Raw genomic sequence first — 20,529 nt, 5'->3', positions numbered from 1 at the left:
CATCCTGGGGAGGAGGATCGGAGTGACGGGGCGACACACCGTGACCCGAACCCGCGACGATGAGGTCGCGGCGACGGCGAACGGCATCGACGAGGCGGGGGGCCTCGTCCACGACAGCGAAGCGAAGGCAGCGCCTCTGGGCGCGCGCATGCGACTCGAAGACACCAACGCGTTCTCGGGCCCCATCGCGGTGCCGCGGCACGCGACCATCGGCGAGACCGGCATCGAGGCCATCCCGCTCGCGCTCGGCGCGAGCGTGTTCGGCTGGACGCTGGGGCCCGCCGCGGCCGACGCCGTGCTCGACCGGTTCGCATCGCTCGGCGGCACGATCATCGACACCGCCGACAGCTACTCGTCGGGCCGCAGCGAGATGATCATCGGGAGCTGGATGCGCTCGCGCCGCACGCGCGATCGCATGACGATCGCAACGAAGGTCGGGCGGCACCCCGACCGGTTCGGACTCGCGCCCGAGACCATACGCGCCGCCGTCGACGACTCGCTCGAACGGCTCGGCACCGACCGGATCGATCTGCTCTACCTGCACGGCGAAGACCCGTCGGTGCCGCTCGCAGAGAGCCTCGGGGCCGTCGGCGCCCTCATGCAGGCGGGGAAGGTCGGTGCCCTCGGGGCATCCGACTTCAGCCCCGACCGGCTCATCGAGGCGCGGGTGCTCGCAGCGAACGGGCTGCCGCGCATTCAGGCGCTCACGACGAAGTACAGCCTCATGGAGCGCACGCCGTTCGAGGGCGCGCCCGAACTCGTCGCGCACGCGCAGGGGCTCGCCGTGCTGCCGTACTTCGCGCTCGCGAACGGTTTCCTCGGCGGGCAGGTGCGCAGGCGCAGCGAGGTCCGGCACGACGCGCGCGGCGCGCGGCTCGCGAAGCACCTCGGCCGTCGGGGCCACCGGGTGCTCGCGGCGATCGACGAGGTCGCGTTCGCACACGACGTGCAACCCGCCGCCGTCGCGATCGCGTGGCTCCTCGCGCGGCCGACGGTCGTCGCGCCCGTCGTGGGGGTGAGCGTGGCCGAGCAGGTCGAATCGCTCCTCGCGGCGGCGGCGATCGAACTGCACCGATCGGAGCTCGTCGAACTCGACCGCGCGTCGGCGTAGGCCTGCGACTGCGGGGCATCGGGCACGACTTAAGGATCCCCCAGCCGCGTGTCGCACGGGTGACGTAGGGTGGACGGGATGAACGCCGCCGTCGACCTTCCGCTCGATTCCACCGAGCTTTCCTTCGAGGCCGCAGGCGACGCACTCGTCCGACGCAGCCTCCTGCCGTCCGGGGTTCGCGTGCTCACCGAGCGCGTGCCGGGCAGTCGCAGCGCAACGATCGGGTTTTGGGTCGCCGTCGGCTCGCGTGACGAGCACCCGGCCGGCGCGGGACATCCCGCGACCTACGGCTCGACCCACTTCCTCGAGCACCTCCTCTTCAAGGGCACGAAGCAACGCTCGGCCCTCGACATCGCCGTCTCCTTCGACGCCGTCGGCGGCGAGCACAACGCCCTCACGGCGAAGGAGTACACCTGCTACTACGCCAAGGTGCAAGACAAAGACCTGCCCATGGCGGTCGAGGTGCTGGCCGACATGTTCACCTCGTCGCTCCTCGACCCCGTCGAGTTCGAGAACGAGCGCGGGGTCATCCTCGAGGAGCTCTCGATGGCGGGCGACGATCCGGCGGATGTCGCGAACGAGCGTTTCTTCGAGGCGGTGCTCGGCGACCACCCCCTCGGCCGCCCGATCGGCGGCAGCCCCGACACCATCCGCGCCGCGACGCGTGAGGCCGTGTGGGAGCACTACCGGGCCACCTACCGCCCGCAAGACCTCGTCGTGACGGCGGCCGGCGCCGTCGACCACGACGTGCTCGTCGACGGACTCGAACGCGCGCTCCGCGCCGCGGGCTGGCAGCTCGACCTCTCGGCCTCGCCCGAAGCGCGCCGCTCGACCGCCGACGCGCCGCTTGCGGGCACCCGCGCCCTCACGATCGTCGAGCGGCCGCTCGAACAGGTGAATCTCCTCCTCGGCGTCCCCGGCCTCGTCGCGACCGACGAACGACGCCCCGTGCAGAGCGTGCTCAACGCGATCTTCGGGTCGGGCATGTCGTCGCGCCTCTTCCAAGAGATCCGCGAGCGCCGCGGCCTCGCGTACTCGGTCTACTCCTTCGCACCCGGCTACTCCGACGCCGGCCTGTTCGGCATGTACGCGGGCTGCGCGCCCGCGAAGGCCGGCACCGTCGCCGCCCTCATGCGCGCAGAACTCGAACGCGTCGCCGAGCACGGGGTCACCCCGATCGAACTCGAACGTGCGGTCGGCCAGCTCGGCGGAGCATCCGCCCTCGCCCTCGAAGACAGCGACACGCGCATGTCGCGACTCGGGCGCGCCGAACTCACCCTCGGCGAATTCCAAGACCTCGATGAGGCGTTGCGCCGCATCTCGCTCGTCACCGTCGACGACGTTCAGACGCTCGCAGCCGACCTCGTCGCACGGCCGTTCTCGTTGTCCGCCGTGGGCGCGATCGACGAAGCGGCCTTCCACGGAACGGTCGACCCCTCGACCGTTCCCACTGCGGTCGAGACGACCGCGACGACAACGACGGGCGCCGCCTGACGCCGCCCGAACCGGCAACCGCAGGGAACGAACCACGTGGCACATCATCTCTACCTCGTCCGTCATGGCGAGCAGCTCGACGCCGAGCACGGCCTCGACGACGGACCCCTCTCACCCCGAGGCCGCAGACAGGCCGCCGCGATCGCCGAGCGGCTCGGCGGCATCCCGTTCGACGCCGCCTGGCATTCGCCGCTCCAGCGCGCGACCGAGACCGCGCAGATCATCGCCGAGAAGATGCCCGCGCTCACGCCCGAGCCCTCGGCCCTCCTCTTCGACTGCATCCCGTCGGGCCCCGCGCCCGAGACCCCGTCGGCCTACGACCCGTTCTTCGGGTCGGTCACCGAGGCCGAGATCGAAGCCGGCAGCGCGCAGATGGCCGACGCGACGGCGGAGTTCCTCCGCGGCTCGAGCCGCGAAGACCGGCACGAACTCCTCATCACCCACAACTTCGTCATCGGATGGTTCGTGCGCGAAGTGCTCGGCGCCCCCGACTGGCGCTGGGTGTCGATCAACCAGGCCAACTGCGGCCTCACCGTCCTCACCCAGAAGCCCGGCCGCCCATGGAGCCTCGTCGTGCACAACGACCTCGCCCACCTGCCGCCCGAACTCCGCACGGGCCTGCCCGACCCGCTCGGGTTCTGAGCTTCCCGAGCGCGACTACCCGACGGCCTTGCCGTACCAGTTCGTCGCGTTCGGGTTGTCGTTGTACGGCTCGATCGACACGTACCCGTTCGACCGGTAGAGCTTGCCCGCGGCTTCGAGGCTCGCGTTCGTGTCGAGCACGAGCTGTTCGGTGCCGAACACGGTCGCGCGCCGCTCGAGCTCTTGCAGGAGCCGCTTGCCTTCGCCGCCTCCTCGCACCTCGGGGCGGAGCCACAGGTGCTTGATCTCGTACCGCGTGCTACCGTCGGCGGCTTTCGAGATACGCCGGACGCCGCCGCAGCCGACGGGGGCGCCGCTTTCGTCCTCGACCACGAGGAACACCCCTGCCGGTGGCGTGAACGCTTCGACGGTCGGGAAGGTCGGCCGGTACTCGCCCTGCTCGGGCGGGAATCCCGCAGCGCGCTCGGCGAAGTACTCGGTGAGGAGGGCGTGCGCCTCGGGGGCGTCGACCGAGGACTCGCGGGAGCGCAGCATCTCCCAAGCGTACGGCGGCGGGCGTGAGACATCCGATTGCGGCCGTGCCGGCCTCGTCGCCGCCGCTCTCCCGCCCGCCATTCCCCACGAAGTCGCGCAAGTGGTCGTGATCGGGCGCGTTTGCCGATCATTTGCGCGACTTCGCCGCGCTGGGGGAGGCGGAGGAGGGAGGGGCGAGGGGGCAGCGGCCCCGCTTGGTAGGCTCGACGGCGTGACGATTCGGGTCGCCGTGGCCGGGGCCACGGGCAAGATGGGTAAGCTCGCACTCCGACTCATCGAGGAGGCGCCCGATCTCGAACTGCACGCGGCCCTCGGTCGTGAGACACCCCTCAGTGCGATCGACGGGGCGGATGTCGCGTTCGACGTCACCCATCCCGCGGCGAGCGCCGACATCGTGCGCCACTCGCTCTCGATCGGCGTTCCGATCGTCGTCGGCACGTCGGGGTGGTCGGCCCCGCGCATCTCCGAGATCGAGGCGTTCCGCCGCGAACTGGGCGAGGGCGCGCCTGCCGTGCTGTTCGTGCCGAACTTCTCGATCGGCAGCGTGCTCGGCACGGCGTTCGCGGCGCTCGCCGCCAAGTTCTTCGACTCGATCGAGATCGTCGAGGCCCACCACGCGGGCAAGGTCGACTCGCCGTCGGGCACGGCTGTCCGCACGGCCGAACTCATGACCGCGGCGCGCGGCGAACGCGGGCCGGTCGCGGCCCCGCACGCCGACCAGCGTGCCCGAGGGCAGCTCGTCGGAGGCATCCCCATCCACAGTCTGCGACTCTCGGGCGTCGTCGCCGAGCAGCGTGTCGTCCTCGGCGGCGACGGCGAGACGCTCACGATCGCGCATTCGACCGTCTCGCCGAGCTCGTACGAGGCCGGCATCCTGCTCGCGCTGCGTCGCGCACCCGAGGCGGAGGGCGTCACGGTCGGCCTCGACGCGCTCCTCGACCTCGGCATCTCGAGCGACCGATGAGCGGGTCGGCATCGAAGTCGGGGGCCATCAGTGGCCGCACCGCGGCGATCATCATGGGGGTGCTCCTCGCCCTCTACCTCGGGCTCGTGGGCTGGCGCGCCGTGCAGTTCATCCTGACCGGCGAACCGATCGCGATCGCGATCGGCGTCGCGCTCATCGTGCTGCCGATCATCGGCGCGTGGGCGCTGTGGCGCGAACTCGACTTCGGCGTCCGCTCGCAGCGCCTCGTCGAGCGGCTCTCCGACGAGGGCGGCGCCGACCTCGGGCTACCGGTCTCCGAGAGCGGGCGCGTCGACCGTGCGGCGGCGACGGCCGAGTTCGAGCGGTTCAAGGCCGCCGCAGAATCCGAACCCGGCTCGTGGCGCGCCTGGCTCCGGTTGGGGCTCGTCTACGATGCCGCGGGCGACCGCAGGCGCGCACGCGGAGCCATCCGGACCGCTATCGAACTCGAGCGCCGCGCGAGCTGAGCATCGCGTCGATCGCCTGCTCGACGGTCGCATGCTCGAATCGGAATCCGTCGTCGAGGAGCCGCTGCGGGCGCACCTTCTGGCTTGCGAGGAGCAGCTCTTCGGCCATCACGCCGAGACCGGTCTTGAGCGCCACCTCTGGCACCGCGATGCCGTAGGGACGGCGCATGCGTTCGGCGAGCGCCGAGAGCACACGGTCGGCCGTCGCCGGGGTCGGTCCCACGATGTTGACCGCACCCGACAGCTCCGACGTCAGCAGATGCTCGATCGCGCGCGTCTCGTCGTCGAGCGAGATCCACGGCCAATGTTGCCCGCCCGTGCCGAGACGCCCCGACGCGCCGAACTTGGTGAGGCGTTCGATGCGACGCATCGCGCCGCCCGCGCCGACGACGATGCCGCTGCGCAACGTCACCGTGCGGGTTTCAGCGGGGGCGAGACGCGCCTGCGCCTCCCACCTCGAGACGACGCTCGCGAGGTAGCCGTCGCCGGCGGGCGACCCCTCGGTGAGCAGTTCGGCGGGCCGGTCGCCGTAATAGCCGACCGCCGACGCGCTGAGGAACACTCCGGGAGGCGTGCGCGCCTTGCGCATCGCATCGGCGAGGGTGCGGGTCGCGCTCACGCGCGAGTCGAGGATCTCGGCGCGGTAGCGCTTCGTCCACGGGATACGGGCGAGCGATGCCCCCGAGAGGTTCACGACGGCGTCGACGCGGTCCATGACGGTGAACTCGATGATGCCCGAGGCGGGCGACCAGGATGCCTCGTCGTCGGCCTCTGCGCGACGGCGGACGAGCCGCACGACCTCATGGCCCGACTCGCGCAGGCGCGCGACGAGGGCGGTGCCGATGAAGCCGGACGCCCCGGCGACGAGCACCCGCACCGTTACGCGAGTTCGGCTTCGATCGTGATCGGGATGCCCGCGAGGGCCTTCGAGATCGGGCAGTTCTCTTTCGCGTCGGCCGCGAACTTCTCGAACTCGGCCTCGGTGAGGCCGGGCACGCGCGCGCTCACGAGCAGGTGGCTGCCGAGCACGCCCTTGCCGGCCTCGAAGGTCACGGCCGCGGTCGTCTGGATGCTCTCGGGGACGTGGCCGGCAGCACTGAGCCCGTTCGAGAGCGCCATCGAGAAGCACGACGAGTGGGCCGCCGCGAGGAGCTCTTCGGGCGTGGTCGTCGCGGCGAGCCCCTCGGAGCGCGCCTTCCAGTTCACGGGGAACTGCCCGAGTTTCGACGAGTCGAGGGCGACGTTGCCGGAGCCCTCGAAGAGGCTCCCGGTCCAGACAGTGGTCGATTCGCTCGTGTGGGCCATTGGTCCTCCTCGGTGAAAGCCTGAGATTTCAGACTAGCCGCGTACCGAGGCCGGCGTCAGGCCCAGGCAGAGGAATCGGGACGCGTTCAAGCGGTCTGACGGATGACGCGCGCGCGCACGAGCAGCAGGTAGAGCTGGCATCCGAGGCACAGGCCGAAGGCGGCGTTGAGGAACGCCGCGACGAAGGCGAACGCAGCGGCGATCGGCACCGCGATCGCGACGCCGAACGCGCCGAGGATGACGCCGACGATCGTGACGATGAAGCCCACGAGTTGTGCGAACGTCGGCGGGCGCGGGTCTTCGAGTTCGGTCGGCGGCGCGAGACGCGGGCGCACGAAGGTGCGGAAGATCCAGCTGTACGGCGAGCGGGCGACGCCCGCGGCGGCCGACCACAGGAAGAGCACGGCGATCACGGTGAGGAGGATCCAGGCCGCGAGCGCGGCACCCGCGAAGCCGAGCACCACGTCGACGAGGAGCAGAACGGCGGTGATGCCGGCCGCGAAGCGCGGGCCGCGGGGATCGATGCCGCGAGGGGCGTCAGATGAGGACATGGTCGCTCCCGGTGAGTCGGTCGAGGAGGGCGGTGAGTTCGGCTTGACGGGGGACGCCGCCGATCCTCGCGATACTCGTGCCTGATCTATCGAGGACGAGCGTCGTGGGGGTCTGGAGGACGCTGAAGCGGTCGGCGAGCTTCGCGTCGTGCGTGAGGTCGATCTCGACGTGACGGACGCCGTCGTACCGGCCGGCCAATTCGCCGAGGCTTCGGGCGGTGCCCGGGCAGCGGCTGCAGTACTCGGTCGAGAACTGCACGAGCGTCGCCTCGCCGAGGGCGCGGGGATCGAGGCCGAGGTCGAGCGCGTCGCGCCCCGAGGCATCCGCCCGGCTCGTCGCCGGAGCCGTCACGGTGACGTGACCCTGCCGTGCGCGGAACCAGAACCCGGCGCCCGTCGCGACCGCGACGAGCGCGGCGGCGGCAGCGGCGGCGAAGATCCAGTTCACAGGGGAAACGGTAGGACGATCGGATGCCTCGCGCGCGAGTGTGACGGGACGTGACGAACGAGGCCAGGGGGAGACATCCGCCCTCAGCGATCCTCGCCCGCGATGTCGGGGGCGCCCGTTAGCATCGATGACGTGAGCCAGACGATCGCGACACCGTACGAAGACCTCCTTCGCGACACCCTCGCGAACGGCGTGCACAAAGACGACCGCACGGGCACGGGCACGACGAGCGTCTTCGGCCGGCAATTGCGGTTCGACCTCTCGCAGGGGTTCCCGCTCGTCACGACCAAGCGCGTGCACTTCAAGTCGGTCGCCTACGAACTCTTGTGGTTCCTCCGCGGCGAGTCGAACGTGTCGTGGCTGCGAGAGCACGGGGTGTCGATCTGGGACGAATGGGCCGATGAGGCGGGCGAACTCGGTCCCGTCTACGGCGTCCAGTGGCGGTCGTGGCCCACCGCCTCGGGCGAGACGATCGACCAGATCGCCGACGTCGTCGAGCAGATCAAGACGAACCCCGACTCGCGCCGCCTCATCGTGTCGGCGTGGAACCCGGCCGACATCCCCGACATGGCGCTCGCGCCGTGCCACGCGCTCTTCCAGTTCTACGTCGCAGACGGCAAGCTCAGCTGCCAGCTCTACCAGCGCAGCGCCGACCTCTTCCTCGGCGTGCCGTTCAACATCGCCTCGTACGCGCTCCTCACCCTCATGGTCGCCCAACAGACCGGCCTCGAGCCCGGCGACTTCGTCTGGACGGGCGGCGACTGCCACATCTACGACAACCACCGCGAGCAGGTCGAGGAGCAGCTCTCGCGCGAGCCGTTCGCGCCGCCGACGCTGTCCCTCGCACGCACGCCCGCCTCGATCTTCGACTACGAGTACGACGACTTCGTCGTGCACGACTACGAGCACCACCCCGCGATCCGCGCGGCCGTCGCGGTGTGATCGGACTCATCTGGGCCCAGGCGCAGGGCGGCGTCATCGGCGCGGGCGGCGTCATGCCGTGGCACCTGCCCGAAGACCTCGCCCACTTCAAGCGCGTCACCCTCGGCTCGCCCGTCGTCATGGGGCGGCGCACGTGGGAGTCGATCCCCGAGCGCTTCCGGCCGCTGCGCGGGCGGCGGAACATCGTCGTCACCCGACAGGAGTCATGGGCCGGCTCGGCTGAGGCCGCGGGCGCGGAGCGCGCCGGATCGGTCGAGGAAGCGCTCGCGCTCGCGCAGGCGGGCGAGCACGGAGCATCCGAGTCGCTCGAGACATCCGTCTGGATCATGGGCGGCGGCGACCTCTACCGACAGACCCTCGCCCTCGCCGACCGGCTCGAGGTCACCGAACTCGACCTCGCCGTCGACGGCGACACCCACGCGCCTGACATCGACGGCACCTGGCGGCTCGTCGCGGCCGACCCGGCCGACGGGTGGCACACGTCGGCGGGAGGCATCCGCCACCGCTTTCTCAGCTACGCGCGCTGAGCGCGCTCGCGTCCCGCTCGCAGAGTCCGCACACCGCGTAGGAGAATTCGGGCGCCACACCGGTGGCATCCGGCCTGCACCAGAAGATTTCCTACGTGGTGCAGTCGGCGCAGGACCGGTCCTCCACAGATCATTCGTTCGAGTCCATCACCACGGATGTCTCGAGGCCGGAACTCTCGGCACGCATCCGGCCGCAGGCTCGCTCCATGCACCATCCGCCACACCTCGTCCACCGCGCGTGCGCCGATCTCGGCGGTGTTGCGACCGCGCGCGAACTCGACGCCTACGGAGTAGGGAGGCGCGACCTGCGGCGAGCGCTCGATGCGGGTACCGTCATCCGACTCCGGATCGGCGTCTACGCAGTGCCGGAGACGCCGCGGTCGGTCGCCGAGGCGATTCGACATGGCGGTGTCGTCGGATGCATCGACGTCGCCGAGTTGCACGGTCTGTGGATGCTTCGCCCCGACGACGGCCGCGCCCACGTGTCGATGCCGCCGAACGGGCGCAGTCGCCCACATGAGGGATGCGTGTGCATCCTGCACTGGAGTGCGCGTCCGAACGCGAGCGCACAGGTGTCGATCGAGATCGCGCTCGCGCAGATCCTCGGATGTCTCGGAGCGGAGAAGTTCTTCGTGTGCCTCGAGTCCGCCCTGCGAAAGCGATTGCTCGATCGGCGCGCCCTGACCCGCTTGAGGGCCGCGATCCCCGCTCCGCATCGGGCCCTCGTCGATGACGCGAGGTGGAACGCCGACAGCGGCCTCGAGTCGCTCCTGCGATTCCGCTTGCGCGCACTCGGCATCGCACTCCGTTCGCAGGTCGAGATCCCCGGCGTCGGAAGAGTCGACTTCGTGCTCGGCGACCGGCTCATCCTCGAGGTCGACGGTCGCGAGAACCACGACGGGCCTTCGAACCGGCACAAGGACCTCGTCCGCGACGCTGCGGCGGCCGCCCTCGGGTTTCGGACGCTGCGGTTCGACTATGCCCTCGTCGTACACGACTGGCAGCTCGTCGAGTCTGCGATCCTCGCATGCGTCGAATCGGGCGCTCACCTGAGCCCACGGCGCTGAGCGCCGATGCCCGGCTGCGAGCAGGCGCAAAAGGCCGCGCCGACGTGTGTGTGCACGGCATAGGAGATTTCCAACGGCGCGCCTTGGCCGGCCAGCGCGTCGGTCGAGATCTCCTACGCCGTGAGCGGGTGCGGGTGCGGGTGCGGGTGCGGGTGCGGGTGCGGGTGCGGGTGCGGGTGCGGGTGCGGGTGCGTGAGTGGGTGCGGGTGCGGAGGCGGGCGGAACGGCCCGGGCCCACACCCCGCACGCGCACCACCCTCGAACCGATAGCCTGGAGGGCGTGACTCAAGAGAACCCCTTCGGACAAGTGCTCGTCGCGCTCGTCACGCCCATGACGGCGGACGGCGAGGTCGATTGGCCCGGGGTCGAGAAGCACATCGACGACGTGGTCTCGGCGGGAGCCGACGGCATCGTCGTCACGGGCACCACGGGGGAGACGTCGACCCTCACCGACCCCGAGAAGCTGCGGCTCGTCGAGATCGGCAAGGACGTCGCAGCGGGCCGGGCGAAGATCATCACGGGCGGCGGCTCGAACGAGACCGCGCACGCGATCGAGCTCTACAAGGCGAGCGAGAAGGCCGGCGCCGACGGCATCATGATCGTCACGCCGTACTACAACAAGCCGACGCAGGCGGGCATCCTCACGCACTTCCGGCTCGTCGCGGACGCGACCGACCTGCCCGTCATCCTCTACGACATCCCGGGCCGCACGGGCGTGCCGATCAAGTACGAGACGATCCTGCGGCTCGCCAAGCACCCGAACATCCTCGCCATCAAAGACGCCAAGGGCGACTTCAGCGAGGTCAGCCGGGTGCTGAACCAGACCGACCTCATGTACTTCTCGGGCGACGACTCGAACGTGCTCCCGCACCTCTCGATCGGCGCCGTCGGCCTCATCGGCGTGACGGCGAACATCGCGCCGGCGCCGTACCGCACGATCGTCGACGCCGTGAACGCGGGCGACCTGAAGACGGCGACGGCCGAGCACCGCAGGCTCGAGCCGCTCGTCCGCGCGACGATGACGCACGTGCCGGGCACGGTCGCGGCGAAGTACATCCTCCACGGACTCGGCCGCATCGGCAGCCCGCGAGTGCGCCTGCCGCTCGTCGGCCCCGAAGAGTGGGAGGCCGCGCTCATCGAAGACGAGCTCGACCTCGTCCAGGGCGTCCAGGGCGTCGACTTCCACAACTTCCGCCCCGACCGCAACGCCGCCGCGGGCGGCGCGCTGCCGAAGGTGGCGGGCACCACGCGCTGACGCGCACGCGCGAGTCGCCCACGGGCGGCGCGCGCCACGAGACATCCGCGATCACCGTGATCGCACCAATTGCACATCGATTCAACGAGGGGGGCCAATGCCCGACATCGTCCATGATCCCGCGCCGCTTGCGGCGGGGACGCTTCGCATCATCCCGATCGGCGGCCTGGGGGAGGTCGGCCGCAACATGACGAGCTTCGAGCTCGACGGCAAGATCCTCATCGTCGACTGCGGCGTCCTCTTCCCTGAAGAGCACCAGCCGGGCGTCGACCTGATCCTGCCCGATTTCGGGTTCTTGAAGTCCCGCCTCGACGATGTCGTGGGCGTCGTGCTCACGCACGGCCACGAAGACCACATCGGCGCCGTGCCCTACCTCTTGAAGCTCCGCGGGGACATCCCACTCATCGGCTCGACGCTCACGCTCGCGCTCGTCGAGGCGAAGCTCAAGGAGCACCGCATCCAGCCGTACAGCCTCACGGTCGCCGAGGGCCAGAAGGAGCAGCTCGGCCCGTTCGACCTCGAGTTCGTCGCGGTCAACCACTCGATCCCCGACGCGCTCGCGGTCGCGATCAAGACGCGTGCGGGCACGGTGCTCGCGACGGGCGACTTCAAGATGGACCAGCTGCCGCTCGACGGTCGCCTCACCGACCTGCGCGAGTTCGCGCGGCTCGGCGAGGAGGGCGTCGACGTGTTCATGGTCGATTCGACGAACGCGGATGTCCCGGGCTTCACGCCGCTCGAGCGCGACATCGGGCCGGTGCTCGACCAGGTGATCTCGCGCGCGAAGAAGAAGGTCGTCGTCGCGAGCTTCTCGAGCCACGTGCACCGCGTGCAGCAGGTGCTCGACGCTGCCCACGCGAACGGACGACGGGTCGCGCTCCTCGGCCGCAGCATGGTGCGCAACATGACGATCGCCGAAGACCTGGGGTACCTCCGAGTGCCCGAGGGGGTGCTCGTCGACTACAAGAAGGCGGGCGACATCCCCGACGACCGCATCGTCTACATGTCGACGGGGTCGCAGGGCGAGCCCATGGCGGTGCTCAGCCGCATGGCGAACCGCGACCACCAGATCGAGGTCGGCGAGGGCGACACGGTCATCCTCGCGTCGAGCCTCATCCCGGGCAACGAGAACGCCGTGTACCGCGTGATCGACGGGCTGACGAAGCTCGGCGCGAACGTCGTGCACAAGGGCAACGCGAAGGTGCACGTCTCTGGTCACGCGGCCGCGGGCGAGCTGCTCTACTGCTACAACATCCTGAAGCCGAACAACGTGCTCCCGATCCACGGCGAGTACCGCCATCTCGTCGCGAACGCGAAGCTCGCGCGCGACACGGGCATCCACGAGGAGCACACGTTCATCGGCGAGAACGGCACGGTCTTCGATCTGAAAGACGGATACCTCCACGTCGCGGGTCAGCTCGACCTCGGCTTCGTCTACGTCGACGGGTCGACGGTCGGCGAGATCACCGACGCCGACCTCAAAGACCGCCGGATACTCGCGGAAGAGGGGTTCATCTCGGTCATCGTCGTCGTCGACGCGAACACGGGGCACGTCATCTCGGGCCCCGAGATCCACGCACGCGGCTTCGCCGAAGACGACGCCGTGTTCGACGACGTCAAGCCGAAGATCATCGCGGCGCTCGCCGACGCCGCCCGCGAGGGCGTGCGCGATCAGCACGCGCTGCAGCAGCTCATCCGCCGCACGCTCGGCACGTGGGTGAACCGGCGGCTGCGCCGGCGGCCGATGCTCGTGCCCCTCGTCATCGAGGCGTAGCGAAGAAGATCATGACGGATGCCCCGGGGTCGACCCCGGGCGTCCGTCGTCTCCGGGGCATCCCGGATTCATCCCGAGGACCATTCCCTCCGCATCCCCGCGCGCATAGGGTGACTCCGACGCCCGACCCCACCTCGACCGGGCGACCCGACGAAGGAGTGCCGTGGGCGTCTGGCGCAAGTGGATCTTCCCGATCATCCGCATCCTGCTCGTGGCGGTCATCGCCGCGGCGCTCGGCAAGCTCGCGTTCTTCCCCGATGTCGCGGGGCCCGAGGCCGACGCGCTCGTGCCGACGGGCACGGTGACCGAGCCCGAGGTGCCCGTGACGAAGGGCACGATCGCGAATGAGGTGATCCTCGCGGGAACGGTCAACGCCGATGCGTCGGTGCCGGTCAAGGCGACGGGCACTGGCACGGTCGACGAGGTGTTCTTCGCGGTCGGCGCGACGGTCGGCGCGGGCGACAAGCTCTTCGACATCAAGGTGCCGAACGAGGTCGAGCCGGTCGAGTCCGTCGGGCCTGACGGGGTGCCCGTCGTGACGGTGCCGAAGCAGACGTTCCGGTACGAGAAGGTGCTCGCGCCGGCGGCGGGCGTGCTGAGCGCGCTCGACGTGATCCCGGGGCAGCCGGTCTCGACGGGGGAGGTCGCGGGGCAGGTCGCTCCTCCGAGCTTCAACGTGTCGGCGACCCTCAGCCCGGGGCAGCAGTATCGGCTCACGAGCGCGCCCACGGAGGCGCTCGTGACGATCTCGGGCGGGCCGGCGCCGTTCACATGCGGTGGGCTCACGATCACGACGCCGCTCTCGGGCGCCGGGGCGGGCGGGGAGCGCCCGGCGCCCCGACTGGTGTCGGCGATGCGGGAGCGGGCGGCGGCACGACGGTGCACTGCAACGTGCCGGGCGACGTACGCGTGTTCGCGGGACTCGCGGCACAGGTGAAGATCTCGGCGGGCAGCGCCGACGGCGTGCTCGTGGTTCCGATCACGGCGGTCGAGGGCGGTGCCGAGAGCGGCGTCGTCTGGAAGGTCGTGAACGGCGAGCGCACTGAGCAGCCCGTGAAGCTCGGCCTGACCGACGGTACGAACGTCGAGGTGCTCGAGGGGCTCGCCGAGGGCGACAGCATCCTGCAGTTCGTGCCGGGCGCGCCGGGGTCGGTCGCGCAGGAGGGGTGCGTGTCGATGGGCGACGGCAGCATGGTGTGCGGGACGCTCGCGCGATGAGGCTCGTCGAAGCCAGGGGAGTCGGCCGCCGGGTCGAACTGCCCGACGGCGCACCGCTCACGATCCTCTCGGGCGTCGATCTCGACGTCGACGAGGGCGACCGGGTGTCGATCGTCGGCCGTTCGGGGTCGGGCAAGTCGACCCTGCTGAATCTGCTCGGACTTCTCGACGTGCCGACCGAGGGCACGCTCTCGTGCCTCGGGCACGATGTCCGCAGGCTCGGGTCGGGCGGGCGCGATCGCCTCCGGGGGAGCGAGATCGGGTTCGTGTTCCAGCAGTTCAACCTGCTGCCCGGGCGCACGGCGCTGCAGAACGTGCAGGCGCCGCTCCTCTACTCGGGCGGGCGCGAGTTCTGGCGGCGTGAGCGCATCGCGGCCGAGATGCTCGAACGCGTCGGGCTCGGCGCGCGCCTCGCGGCCAAGCCTGAGCGGCTCTCGGGCGGCGAGCAGCAGCGCGTTGCGATCGCCCGCGCGCTCGTGCGGAAGCCCCGGCTCATCCTCGCCGACGAGCCCACGGGCGCGCTCGACCTCGAGACCGGCGCCGAGGTCATGTCGCTCATCGAGTCGGTCGCCGACGAGACGGGTGCGGCGCTCGTCACGATCACGCACGACCTTGCGATCGCGGCGCGGTCGAACCGGCACTTCCGGTTGGTCGCGGGACGTCTGGAAGAGACGGATGACTCGGCCGAGACATCCGGGGTCGCGCGCGCCGCGCGCTCGACGGCCGACGATTCGCTCGAAGCCGACGACCTCGAAACCGAGGCCGTCGCATGATCGGGTGGCTCGCCCGAACGGGCACGGGAATGGTGTCGACGGTCGTCGAGGCGCTCGAAGAACTCCGCATCCACAAGGGTCGCGTGCTCCTCTCGCTCATCGGCGTCGCGGTCGCCGTGTGCGCGCTCGCGACGGTCGTCGCGGCGGGCGCGATCGCCGAGCAGGCCGGACGCGAACTGCAGGAGCGCGGGGGAGGACGCCCCGCGACCGTGCAGTACAGTCTCAACTCGCCGACGGGGATGCTCGACCCGGCCGTCGCGGGCGCGGCCTGGGAGACCGCGCTCGCGCGCCACGAGATCTCGTACGCGACGCGCAACGGCTGGGGCACGATCACCGTGCAGTTCGCCGACGGCGCCGTGCCCGTGAACCTGCAGGTCGTCGACCCCGACTACGGCGTCATCCACCGCGTCGAAGTCGAGGAAGGTGCGTGGTTCACCGACCGCGACGCCGACCGGCTCGCGCCCGCCCTCGTCGTCAACGAAGCCTTCTGGGACCGCCTCGGCAGGCCCGCGCTCTCGACGCATCCGACCGTGCAGGTCATCGGCGCGCATCCCGTGACTGGCGTGATCACGGGGGTCACGCCGAAGCAGAGCGAGTGGGACACCCAGCCGTCGGCGTTCCTGCTCGCCGACGCCTACTTCGCGCTGCAGCCCGAGAACCCCGATCCGATGATGGGCGCCTTCGCGCCGATGTACGAGGTGTGGATCCCGCAGGAGAGCGCCGGCGAACTCCTCGAGTCATTCAGGCAGACGCTCATCACGGAGCTCGGCGAGGGCGCGACGGTCGACGGCTGGCGCACCGACTACGCGCAGATGGACGGCGACCCGTACCTGCCGATCAAGCTCGTGATCGGGGGCGTCGCGGTCGTGATCCTCCTGCTCGGCGCGCTCGGGCTCCTCACGGTCGCGCTCGTGACCGTGAGGGCGCGCATCCGTGAGATCGGCATCCGCCGCTCGTTCGGGGCGTCGGCGGGCCGGGTGTTCTTCTCGGTGCTCATGGAGACCGTCGTCGGCACGTTCGTCGCGGGCGTCGTCGGGGTGGGCGTCTCGATCGCGCTCATCCGGAGTCCGCTCATGGGCATGGTCATGGGCGGCGTCGAGGTGCAAGACCTCCCGGGCTTCCCCATGGAAGCGGCGGTCGTCGGCATTGTCGCGGCCGTCGCGGTCGGCGCGCTCGCGGGGCTCCTGCCCGCGCTCGCCGCGGTGCGCGTCAAGGTCATCGACGCGATCCGGTTCTGATCGAACCCCTGGTAACACGGCTGAAACAGCGACCGCGTAGCATCCCGCCATGGCGGCCTTCACGATCCGCCCGGCCACTTCGAGCGACGGGGTCTTCCTCGCCGACATGGTGGTCGAGGCGGCGAACTGGCGGGACGGGATCAACCGGCCCCGGCCGACGGTGCTCGCCGACCCGGTCTACAAGAATTACATCTCGGGGTGGCAGCGGCCATCCGATTCGGGCGTCGTCGCGGTCGACGAAGACGCACGGCCGATCGGCGCGGCCTGGTATCGCCTGTTCCCGCAGAACGTGCAGGCCCACGGGTTCGTCGCGACGGGGGTGCCCGAGCTCATCATCGGCGTGCGGCCGCTCTGGCGGGCACAGGGCGTCGGGCGAGCACTCATGGAAGAGCTCATGGATGCCGCGCGGCGGGCCGGATTCGCACGGCTCGCCCTGAGCGTCGAGCACGGGAACTACGCGACCGCGCTCTACCGCTCGGAGGGGTTCTCGGTCGTCGAGTCGCGCGTCGGGCGCGACACGATGGTGCGGCGACTCGTCTGACACCTGCGAAACCGCGTGCGCACCGTGTTCGCTGACACTCGCGGGCGCCTCCCGGCCCGTGTCGGCCCCCGGCCGTAACGTTCTTCCTATGGCAACGGGCACCAGATCGAACAAGCGTGCCCCCGGCACGAGTGCCCGGGGCGCATCGGCGACCGCGCCGACGAAGAAGCTGCCGGCCACGCGCGCGGCGAAGCCAGCGGCGTCGAGCGCTGCGAGCGACAAACCTCCCGTCGTCGTGCGCGCGTGGATGGGTCTCGCCCACCTCACGGGCGGCGCCGCACGCGCGCTCGGGCCAGAGACCCTGCAGAAGGAGGAGCGCCGCGACGGCCTCCCGTTCTTCCTCGTGCTGCTCGCGATCGCGGGCGCGGTCGTCGAGTGGTTCTACATCAACGAGCCCGTCGCGCAGCAGTTCGACGCGTGGACGTTCGGGCTCCTCTTCGGGCGTCTCGCGTTCGCGCTGCCCGTGATCATGCTGCTCTTCGCGGTCTGGCTCTTCCGCCACCCGAGCTCGGTGCACGACAACACGCGTATCGGCATCGGGCTCGCGCTCCTGCTCGTGACGGTCTCGGCGCTCTGCCATCTCTTCGGCGGGCAGCCGGCCCCGAGCGAGGGCATGCCCGTGCTGGCGCGCGCGGGCGGCGTGCTCGGGTGGATGCTCGCCCAGCCGCTCGTGTTCCTCATCACCCCGTGGGGCGCGGGCGTCGTGCTCGTGCTGCTCGCGGTGCTGTCGCTCCTCATCATGACGAAGACCCCGCCGAACCGCATCGGCCGGCGCTTCCGTGAGCTGTACGAGTGGCTGTTCGGCGCGATCGACGACGGTGAAAGGGCGGATGCCTCCGAGCCCGCGCCGAAGGCCAAGCGAGCCCGCGAGCGTGCGAAGCAGGTCGAGCTCGACGGCATCGACGCACTCGGGGCCGACGGGGAGGGCGATGCGCCGGTCGGGCTCCTGCCCTGGTGGAGGCGCAACTCGTCGAACCGTGAGGAAGACCCCGACTACACGCCTGCCGGCGAGAAGGGTCTCACCGACGTGTTCGGGCCGGGCTCGGCCGACGGCAGCTTCGAGTCGGCGCTCGAGGGCGTCGTCGACCACACGGTCGTCGAGCGGCCGGCAGACCCCTACGGCACCGAGGTCCTCGACGACCTCGCGCGCGCCGAGTCGGCGCTGCAGGGCTTCGGCGGCGGGTACCCGCACGGGTCGACCGGGCTTCGGGGCGACGATCCCGGGGCGACCGGGGTGCTCGCGGGGCTCGAGAGCTCTGGGGCCGAGGGGTCGGTCAGCGGCGCGGGTGCAGGTGCCGGTGCCGCGGGCGGCGCAGCCGCCGCTGCAGGCGCCCTCGCAACCGCGGCGTCAGGTGAGGCATCCGACGCCTTCGCTCCCGACGCGGCACCCGAACCCGACCGCCCGTACCACCTGCCGTCGGCGTCGACGCTCGCCGCGGGCGCGCCCGCGAAGTCGCGTTCGGCCGCGAACGACGAAGTCGTCCGTCAGATCACGGGTGTGCTCGAGCAGTTCGGCGTCGACGCGAGGGTCACGGGCTTCTCGCGCGGCCCGACGGTCACGCAGTACGAGATCGAGCTCGGGCCGGGCGTCAAGGTCGAGCGCGTCACTGCGCTCTCGAAGAACCTGTCGTACGCCGTGGCATCCAATGAAGTGCGCATCCTCTCGCCGATCCCCGGCAAGAGCGCCATCGGCGTCGAGATCCCGAACGCCGACCGCGAGATCGTGACCCTCGGCGACGTGCTGCGCTCGGGCGCGGCCATGGGCGCCAAGCATCCCATGACGATCGGCGTCGGCAAAGACGTCGGCGGCGGGTACGTCGTCGCGAACCTCGCGAAGATGCCGCACCTCCTCGTCGCGGGCTCGACGGGCTCGGGCAAGTCGAGCTTCGTGAACTCGATGATCACGAGCCTCCTCATGCGCGCCAAGCCGTCGGAAGTGCGCATGGTCCTCATCGACCCCAAGCGCGTCGAGCTCGCTCCGTACGGGGGAGTCCCGCATCTCATCACGCCCATCATCACGAACCCCAAGAAGGCGGCCGAGGCGCTGCAGTGGGTCGTGAAGGAGATGGACATGCGCTACGACGACCTCGCGTCGTTCGGCTTCCGCCACATCGACGACTTCAACAAGGCCGTCGTGAACAACGAGATCGTCCTGCCCGCGGGTTCCGAACGCAAGCTCAAGCCGTACCCGTATCTCCTCGTCGTCGTCGACGAGCTCGCCGACCTCATGATGGTCGCGCCGCGCGACGTCGAGGACTCGATCGTGCGCATCACGCAGCTCGCGCGCGCATCGGGCATCCATCTCGTGCTCGCGACGCAGCGCCCCTCGGTCGACGTCGTCACGGGCCTCATCAAGGCCAACGTGCCGTCGCGCCTCGCGTTCGCGGTGACGAGCGTCACCGATTCGCGCGTCATCCTCGACCAGCCCGGTGCCGACAAACTCATCGGCCAGGGCGACGGGCTCTTCCTCCCGATGGGCGCCTCCAAGCCCATCCGCGTGCAGGGCGCGTGGGTCGCCGAGAGCGAGATCGAGCGTGTCGTCACACACGTCACGCGGCAGGCTCGGCCGGAATACCGGGCGGATGTCGCGGCCGCCGTCGAGCGGAAAGAGATCGATTCCGACATCGGCGACGACCTCGAACTGCTGCTCGCCGCCGCAGAGCTCGTCGTGTCGAGTCAGTTCGGGTCGACGTCGATGCTGCAGCGGAAGCTCCGCGTCGGCTTCGCGAAGGCCGGCCGCCTCATGGACCTCCTGGAGTCGCGCGAGATCGTCGGCCCCTCCGAGGGTTCGAAGGCGCGCGACGTGCTCGTGACGGTCGAGCAGTTGCCGGGCGTGCTCGCGCGGCTCCGCGGCGAGGAGCCCGCGGGGCCGCCCTCGGCCGCACCTTCGGTGCCTGTGGCGCCCGCGCCTGTGCCGCAGCCGACCGCGCTGCAGCCCACACCCGCCGACGACGGCTGGGGCGTCGACGACCGCTACGCCGACGACCCCGTCGGCCGAATCCCCGAGGGTCTCGAAGAGGTCGAAGGTGACGACGACGAAGACGCCTGGGGACTCACCGGGCGCGACTGAATCGACTCCGGTGCGCGGCCGGGCGCGCCGCTAGGCTGTCGGCATGACCTCACCCGCGGCGACTCCGGCGCGCTCGTCGAACTGGAATCTGCCGAACGCGATCACGATCGTGCGGATCATCCTCGCACCGGTGTTCTTCTGGCTGCTGTTCGCCGACGACGGGCGCGGTGGCGTGCTGCGGTGGGTCGCGACCGCCCTCTTCGTCATCGCGATCTCGACCGACTGGGTCGACGGGCACCTGGCCCGCAGCCGCGGGCAGATCACCGACCTCGGCAAGATCCTCGACCCGATCGCCGACAAGCTCCTCACGAGCGGGGCGCTCGTGTGCCTCTCGATCCTCGGCGAGGTGCCGTGGTGGGTGACGGGCCTCATCGTCCTGCGCGAGGTCGGCATCACGATCTGGCGCTTCGTCGAACTGGGTCGCGGCAACGTCGTGCCGGCGTCGTCGGGCGGCAAGCTCAAGACGGTCGTGCAATCGGTCGCGATCTCGTTCGCGCTCGCGCCGCTGCCGGTGCTCCTCGGCGAGTGGATGGCGTGGGTGAACGCCGTGCTCATCGCCCTCGCGCTCCTCCTCACGGTGTGGTCGGGGCTTCTGTACGTTCGCGACGCGGTGCGGCTCGCGCGCGAGCGGCACGCCTGAGAGACAT

Annotated in this window: 22 protein-coding genes; 17 read left to right on the top strand and 5 right to left on the bottom strand. The window is 70.6% G+C overall.

Annotated features, from left to right (window positions below; translation table 11 throughout):
• Positions 1-40: 40 nt before the first annotated feature.
• The 3 genes from ET445_RS14395 to ET445_RS14385 all read left to right on the top strand — a co-directional run bounded on the left by ET445_RS14395 (position 41) and on the right by ET445_RS14385 (position 3,247).
• Positions 41-1,111 carry an aldo/keto reductase gene (locus tag ET445_RS14395; RefSeq protein ID WP_243695218.1) on the top strand — a complete coding sequence of 357 codons (1,071 nt, stop codon included), beginning with the start codon at positions 41-43 and terminating at the stop codon, positions 1,109-1,111.
• A 78-nt stretch (positions 1,112-1,189) separates the two neighbouring features.
• Positions 1,190-2,605, top strand: coding sequence for a M16 family metallopeptidase (locus ET445_RS14390; protein ID WP_129191883.1), 1,416 nt, complete (start codon positions 1,190-1,192; stop codon positions 2,603-2,605).
• A 36-nt stretch (positions 2,606-2,641) separates the two neighbouring features.
• Entirely contained in the window at positions 2,642-3,247 is a 606-nt protein-coding gene (locus ET445_RS14385) for a histidine phosphatase family protein (protein WP_129191882.1), read from the top strand.
• Between the two features lie 15 nt (positions 3,248-3,262).
• Here ET445_RS14385 and ET445_RS14380 read toward each other — a convergent pair whose 3' ends face one another.
• On the bottom strand, positions 3,263-3,742 hold the full coding sequence (locus ET445_RS14380; RefSeq protein WP_129191881.1) for a GNAT family N-acetyltransferase: 480 nt from the start codon (positions 3,740-3,742) through the stop codon (positions 3,263-3,265).
• Positions 3,743-3,953: 211 nt separating this feature from the next.
• Here ET445_RS14380 and dapB point away from each other — a divergent pair, with 211 nt between their 5' ends.
• Together dapB and ET445_RS14370 are read left to right on the top strand one after the other, a co-directional pair.
• Positions 3,954-4,706, top strand: coding sequence for a 4-hydroxy-tetrahydrodipicolinate reductase (gene dapB / locus ET445_RS14375; RefSeq protein WP_129191880.1), 753 nt, complete (start codon positions 3,954-3,956; stop codon positions 4,704-4,706).
• On the top strand, positions 4,703-5,173 hold the full coding sequence (locus tag ET445_RS14370; protein ID WP_129191879.1) for a tetratricopeptide repeat protein: 471 nt from the start codon (positions 4,703-4,705) through the stop codon (positions 5,171-5,173). Before dapB ends, ET445_RS14370 begins: the two co-directional genes overlap by 4 nt.
• Here ET445_RS14370 and ET445_RS14365 read toward each other — a convergent pair.
• The 4 genes from ET445_RS14365 to ET445_RS14350 all read right to left on the bottom strand — a co-directional run bounded on the left by ET445_RS14365 (position 5,145) and on the right by ET445_RS14350 (position 7,477).
• Positions 5,145-6,044: a TIGR01777 family oxidoreductase gene (locus ET445_RS14365; RefSeq protein ID WP_341769714.1), complete on the bottom strand. Its 900-nt coding sequence runs from the start codon at positions 6,042-6,044 to the stop codon at positions 5,145-5,147. The genes ET445_RS14370 and ET445_RS14365 overlap by 29 nt on opposite strands.
• 8 nt (positions 6,045-6,052) lie before the next feature.
• Positions 6,053-6,478 (bottom strand): OsmC family peroxiredoxin, encoded by a 426-nt coding sequence (locus ET445_RS14360; RefSeq protein WP_129191877.1) that lies wholly within the window; start codon positions 6,476-6,478, stop codon positions 6,053-6,055.
• 86 nt (positions 6,479-6,564) lie between these two features.
• Positions 6,565-7,029, bottom strand: coding sequence for a DUF4395 domain-containing protein (locus tag ET445_RS14355; protein ID WP_129191876.1), 465 nt, complete (start codon positions 7,027-7,029; stop codon positions 6,565-6,567).
• Entirely contained in the window at positions 7,016-7,477 is a 462-nt protein-coding gene (locus tag ET445_RS14350; RefSeq protein ID WP_129191875.1) for a TlpA family protein disulfide reductase, read from the bottom strand. Before ET445_RS14350 ends, ET445_RS14355 begins: the two co-directional genes overlap by 14 nt.
• A 102-nt stretch (positions 7,478-7,579) precedes the next feature.
• On the opposite strand from ET445_RS14350, the gene ET445_RS14345 reads away from it, so the two are divergent.
• The 12 genes from ET445_RS14345 (at position 7,580) to pgsA (ending at position 20,522) form a co-directional block, all read left to right on the top strand.
• The gene (locus tag ET445_RS14345; protein WP_129191874.1) at positions 7,580-8,419 is read left to right on the top strand and encodes a thymidylate synthase; all 840 of its coding nucleotides are present in this window, start codon (positions 7,580-7,582) and stop codon (positions 8,417-8,419) included.
• Positions 8,416-8,946: a dihydrofolate reductase gene (locus tag ET445_RS14340; RefSeq protein ID WP_129191873.1), complete on the top strand. Its 531-nt coding sequence runs from the start codon at positions 8,416-8,418 to the stop codon at positions 8,944-8,946. The genes ET445_RS14345 and ET445_RS14340 overlap by 4 nt, the downstream gene beginning before the upstream one ends.
• A gap of 206 nt (positions 8,947-9,152) precedes the next feature.
• Positions 9,153-10,013, top strand: coding sequence for a type IV toxin-antitoxin system AbiEi family antitoxin domain-containing protein (locus tag ET445_RS14335; RefSeq protein WP_129191872.1), 861 nt, complete (start codon positions 9,153-9,155; stop codon positions 10,011-10,013).
• Positions 10,014-10,293: 280 nt separating this feature from the next.
• Positions 10,294-11,268 (top strand): 4-hydroxy-tetrahydrodipicolinate synthase, encoded by a 975-nt coding sequence (dapA, locus tag ET445_RS14330; RefSeq protein WP_129191871.1) that lies wholly within the window; start codon positions 10,294-10,296, stop codon positions 11,266-11,268.
• A gap of 97 nt (positions 11,269-11,365) precedes the next feature.
• Entirely contained in the window at positions 11,366-13,042 is a 1,677-nt protein-coding gene (locus ET445_RS14325) for a ribonuclease J (RefSeq protein ID WP_129191870.1), read from the top strand.
• Positions 13,043-13,205: 163 nt separating this feature from the next.
• Complete coding sequence (locus tag ET445_RS14320) at positions 13,206-13,979, top strand: efflux RND transporter periplasmic adaptor subunit (protein ID WP_129191869.1); 774 nt, start codon at positions 13,206-13,208, stop codon at positions 13,977-13,979.
• Positions 13,934-14,260, top strand: coding sequence for a permuted SH3 domain-containing protein (locus ET445_RS14315; protein ID WP_129191868.1), 327 nt, complete (start codon positions 13,934-13,936; stop codon positions 14,258-14,260). Before ET445_RS14320 ends, ET445_RS14315 begins: the two co-directional genes overlap by 46 nt.
• Positions 14,257-15,033, top strand: coding sequence for an ABC transporter ATP-binding protein (locus ET445_RS14310; protein ID WP_129191867.1), 777 nt, complete (start codon positions 14,257-14,259; stop codon positions 15,031-15,033). The genes ET445_RS14315 and ET445_RS14310 overlap by 4 nt, the downstream gene beginning before the upstream one ends.
• Positions 15,030-16,271, top strand: a complete 1,242-nt coding sequence (locus tag ET445_RS14305) for an ABC transporter permease (RefSeq protein ID WP_129191866.1) — start codon at positions 15,030-15,032, stop codon at positions 16,269-16,271. Before ET445_RS14310 ends, ET445_RS14305 begins: the two co-directional genes overlap by 4 nt.
• 49 nt (positions 16,272-16,320) lie before the next feature.
• A complete protein-coding gene (locus ET445_RS14300; protein WP_129191865.1) occupies positions 16,321-16,812 on the top strand; it encodes a GNAT family N-acetyltransferase in 492 nt (163 codons plus the stop codon).
• A gap of 88 nt (positions 16,813-16,900) precedes the next feature.
• Positions 16,901-19,882 (top strand): FtsK/SpoIIIE family DNA translocase, encoded by a 2,982-nt coding sequence (locus ET445_RS14295; protein WP_129191864.1) that lies wholly within the window; start codon positions 16,901-16,903, stop codon positions 19,880-19,882.
• Positions 19,883-19,925: 43 nt separating this feature from the next.
• Complete coding sequence (gene pgsA, locus ET445_RS14290; protein ID WP_129191863.1) at positions 19,926-20,522, top strand: CDP-diacylglycerol--glycerol-3-phosphate 3-phosphatidyltransferase; 597 nt, start codon at positions 19,926-19,928, stop codon at positions 20,520-20,522.
• Positions 20,523-20,529: the final 7 nt, after the last annotated feature.

The organism is Agromyces protaetiae (assembly GCF_004135405.1).
Lineage (GTDB): Bacteria > Actinomycetota > Actinomycetes > Actinomycetales > Microbacteriaceae > Agromyces > Agromyces protaetiae.
Note: the sequence above shows the minus strand (reverse complement) of the source record. Positions and strands in the feature narration are given on the sequence as shown.

Bases quoted from the DNA above. Each gene is read 5' to 3' on its own strand.
- ET445_RS14390 (WP_129191883.1), top strand. From the start codon at position 1,190: ATGAACGCCGCCGTCGACCTTCCGCTCGATTCCACCGAGCTTTCCTTC.
- ET445_RS14380 (WP_129191881.1), bottom strand. From the start codon at position 3,742: ATGCTGCGCTCCCGCGAGTCCTCGGTCGACGCCCCCGAGGCGCACGCC.
- ET445_RS14370 (WP_129191879.1), top strand. From the start codon at position 4,703: ATGAGCGGGTCGGCATCGAAGTCGGGGGCCATCAGTGGCCGCACCGCG.
- ET445_RS14360 (WP_129191877.1), bottom strand. From the start codon at position 6,478: ATGGCCCACACGAGCGAATCGACCACTGTCTGGACCGGGAGCCTCTTC.
- ET445_RS14355 (WP_129191876.1), bottom strand. From the start codon at position 7,029: ATGTCCTCATCTGACGCCCCTCGCGGCATCGATCCCCGCGGCCCGCGC.
- ET445_RS14345 (WP_129191874.1), top strand. From the start codon at position 7,580: ATGTCGGGGGCGCCCGTTAGCATCGATGACGTGAGCCAGACGATCGCG.
- ET445_RS14335 (WP_129191872.1), top strand. From the start codon at position 9,153: ATGCACCATCCGCCACACCTCGTCCACCGCGCGTGCGCCGATCTCGGC.
- ET445_RS14325 (WP_129191870.1), top strand. From the start codon at position 11,366: ATGCCCGACATCGTCCATGATCCCGCGCCGCTTGCGGCGGGGACGCTT.
- ET445_RS14310 (WP_129191867.1), top strand. From the start codon at position 14,257: ATGAGGCTCGTCGAAGCCAGGGGAGTCGGCCGCCGGGTCGAACTGCCC.
- ET445_RS14305 (WP_129191866.1), top strand. From the start codon at position 15,030: ATGATCGGGTGGCTCGCCCGAACGGGCACGGGAATGGTGTCGACGGTC.
- ET445_RS14300 (WP_129191865.1), top strand. From the start codon at position 16,321: ATGGCGGCCTTCACGATCCGCCCGGCCACTTCGAGCGACGGGGTCTTC.
- ET445_RS14295 (WP_129191864.1), top strand. From the start codon at position 16,901: ATGGCAACGGGCACCAGATCGAACAAGCGTGCCCCCGGCACGAGTGCC.
- pgsA (WP_129191863.1), top strand. From the start codon at position 19,926: ATGACCTCACCCGCGGCGACTCCGGCGCGCTCGTCGAACTGGAATCTG.